At 73.6% G+C, this 3,013-nt stretch carries 4 protein-coding genes; all 4 read left to right on the plus strand.

Annotation, left to right across the window (positions count from 1 at the left end; genetic code table 11):
• The first annotated feature begins 128 nt into the window (after positions 1-128).
• Complete coding sequence (locus tag ACFUMH_RS18880; RefSeq protein ID WP_378209132.1) at positions 129-851, plus strand: TrmH family RNA methyltransferase; 723 nt, start codon at positions 129-131, stop codon at positions 849-851.
• A gap of 56 nt (positions 852-907) precedes the next feature.
• The gene (locus ACFUMH_RS18885) at positions 908-1,201 is read left to right on the plus strand and encodes a hypothetical protein (protein ID WP_378209134.1); all 294 of its coding nucleotides are present in this window, start codon (positions 908-910) and stop codon (positions 1,199-1,201) included.
• Positions 1,198-1,647, plus strand: coding sequence for a hypothetical protein (locus ACFUMH_RS18890; protein ID WP_378209136.1), 450 nt, complete (start codon positions 1,198-1,200; stop codon positions 1,645-1,647). The genes ACFUMH_RS18885 and ACFUMH_RS18890 overlap by 4 nt, the downstream gene beginning before the upstream one ends.
• Positions 1,648-1,941: 294 nt before the next feature.
• A complete protein-coding gene (gene fbaA, locus ACFUMH_RS18895) occupies positions 1,942-2,964 on the plus strand; it encodes a class II fructose-bisphosphate aldolase (RefSeq protein ID WP_378209138.1) in 1,023 nt (340 codons plus the stop codon).
• Positions 2,965-3,013: the final 49 nt, after the last annotated feature.

Genomic DNA, 3,013 nt, shown 5'->3' on the forward strand with positions numbered 1-3,013 from the left:
GTTGTGGGGGGGGGTGGTGCCGGTGGTGGCGCCCCGGCCCTGCGGCGCGGGGGGGGGGGACCCCGGGGGGGGCGTCCCGCCCGCGGACCGCGCGCAGGCAGGCGGCGGCCGACCGGGATGATGGCCGCGTGAGCGCGGACGGGAGCGGTGCGTCGGACGAGGCGGCGCCCGGGGTCACCGGGCCCGGCGACGAGCGTGAGGTCGGCGTCGGCCCGTGGCCCGGCGGCCCGGACGCGTGGCCGCGCGTCGCGGGTCCCGGGTCGGCCCTCGACCCGCGCTACGACCCCGAGCTGCTCGCGCACGGCGACCGCCGCAACGTCGTCGACCGGTACCGCTACTGGACGGTCGACGCGGTTGTCGCCGACCTCGACACCCGTCGCCACCCGTTCCACGTCGCGATCGAGAACTGGGCGCACGACCTCAACATCGGCTCGGTGGTGCGCACGGCGAACGCGTTCAACGCCGCGGGCGTGCACGTGGTCGGCCGCCGGCGCTGGAACCGGCGCGGCGCGATGGTCACGGACCGCTACGTGCACGTGCACCACCACCCCGACGTCGACGACCTGCTGCGGTGGGCCGCGACCTCCGGGCCGGACGGCGGCGCGCTGCCCGTGCTCGGCGTGGACAACCTGCCGGGTTCCGTGCCGCTGGAGGGGTACCCCCTGCCGCGGGAGTGCGTGCTGCTGTTCGGGCAGGAGTCGACGGGCCTGTCGGACGCGGCGCGCGCCGCCGCCCGCGACGTCCTGCACGTCGCCCAGTTCGGCTCGACCCGCTCGATCAACGCGGGCGCCGCCGCGGCGATCGCGATGCACGCATGGGTCGCACGGCACGCGGGGCCGGCACCCGACTGAGTGACGGCGTGTGGACGATGCCTCCGTCCGGGTGCTCCCTCTCTACACTCCGGCGGGTGACGTTCGGAGGGAACCCGGAGGAGGTCCGCACGCGTGACCGGCAGAACGTCGTGACCGTCGACCGCGACGTGGAGGCGTCGGGCACGACGGTGACGACGCCGTGCAGCGGCGGCCGGCCGGAGTCCATCGGCATCGGTCCGGAGAGCATGCACGACAACCGGCTGTACGCCGGGACCGGCGCCCTGGTGGAGTCGTCGACGGACCCGAGCGTGCGCCGGTGGCGGGAGGACCAGGAGCGGTTCTCCACCGGCGACGCGAGCGTGACCCGCTGGGAGGTGAGCAGCCGGTGAGGCCCGTCGTGGCCCGCCGTGGCCCGGCCGTCGCCGGTACCGCGCTCGCCGGTGCTGCGCTCGCCGTCGCTGTGCTCACCGGGTGCGCGCCGTCCGTCGGCAGCGTCGACGACGAGACGCTGTTCGAGCAGATGCGCACGGTGCCCGGTGTGGAGACGGTCGACGTGCGGTTCGAGCGCGACCCCACGTACGGGCCGCACTACGAGGGCGAGATCGTGCTCGAGCCGGGGCTCTCGGAGGACGCGGTGGCCTGCGTGGTCGTCCAGGTCCGCGAGAACCTCTGGCAGGGCCGGGAGACGCAGACGAACGGGGTCGCGCTGGTGCACGACGACCGGCGTGAGCTGCTGACCGTCGACGACGTCCTCGAGGAGCGCTACGGTCCGCGTCCGTCGCAGCCGCGCGAGTCCGCCACGCTGACGCCGTGCGACCCCACCACGGGGCCGTGAGCCGAGCCGGCTGCCGGGACGACGGGATGGGCACCTCCGGCGCCGCGGACCGCACCGACCCGTACGGTCCCCGACCGACCCACCGACCGACCGACCGACCCGCCGACCCACCGCGCCGCGCCCGACGGCCACGACCACGCCGTACCCCGCGCCCACCGTGACGCGGTGACGGCGGTCGGGTGGCGGACGCCGCCACTGCGCCGGCGAGGCCGGGGCGGACGTCCCGGCAGGCGGTTCGTCGGTGGTGGCAGACTGCGGGCGTACCGCACCCGTCTACGTGCAGGAGATGCCGCGATGCCCATCGCAACCCCCGAGGTCTACGCCGAGATGATCGACCGGGCGAAGGCCGGCAAGTTCGCCTACCCCGCCGTGAACATCACGTCGTCCCAGACCGTCACCGCCGCCATCCAGGGCTTCGCGGAGGCCGAGTCGGACGGCATCATCCAGGTCTCGGTCGGCGGCGCCGAGTACGCGTCCGGCTCGACGATCAAGAACCGCGTCAGCGGCACGCTCGCGCTCGCGGCCTACGCGACCGAGGTCGCGAAGAACTACGGCGTCACCATCGCGCTGCACACGGACCACTGCGTCAAGAAGAACCTCGACTCGTGGGTCCGCCCGCTGCTCGAGCTCGAGGCGGAGCAGGTCAAGCGCGGCGAGAACCCGACGTTCCAGTCCCACATGTTCGACGGCTCGGACATCCCGCTCGACGAGAACCTCGTCATCGCGGCGGAGCTGCTCGAGCTGTCGCAGGCGGCGCGCACGATCCTCGAGATCGAGGTCGGCGTCGTCGGTGGCGAGGAGGACGGCCACGAGGCCGAGATCAACGAGAAGCTCTACACGACGGCCGAGGACGGCCTCGCGACGGTGCGCGCGCTCGGCGCCGGCGAGAAGGGCCGCTACCTGACGGCCCTCACGTTCGGCAACGTGCACGGCGTCTACAAGCCGGGCGCCGTCAAGCTGCGCCCGTCGATCCTCGCCGACATCCAGAAGGCCGTCGGCGACGAGATCGGCAAGGAGAACCCGTTCGACCTGGTCTTCCACGGCGGTTCGGGCTCGACGGCCGCGGAGATCGCCGAGGCGGTCGACAACGGCGTCATCAAGATGAACATCGACACCGACACGCAGTACGCGTTCACGCGTCCCGTCGTGACGCACATGTTCACGAACTACGACGGCGTCCTGAAGATCGACGGCGAGGTCGGCAACAAGAAGGCGTACGACCCGCGCGCCTGGGGCAAGCTCGCCGAGGCGGGCATGGCCGCGCGCGTCGTCGAGGCGTGCCAGCAGCTGCGCTCGGCGGGCCAGAAGCTCTCCTGACGTCCCGCGCACCAGCACGACGACGGCCCCGGACCAGCAGGTCCGGGGC

This window comes from Cellulomonas sp. NPDC057328, assembly GCF_042667215.1.
Taxonomy (GTDB): domain Bacteria; phylum Actinomycetota; class Actinomycetes; order Actinomycetales; family Cellulomonadaceae; genus Cellulomonas.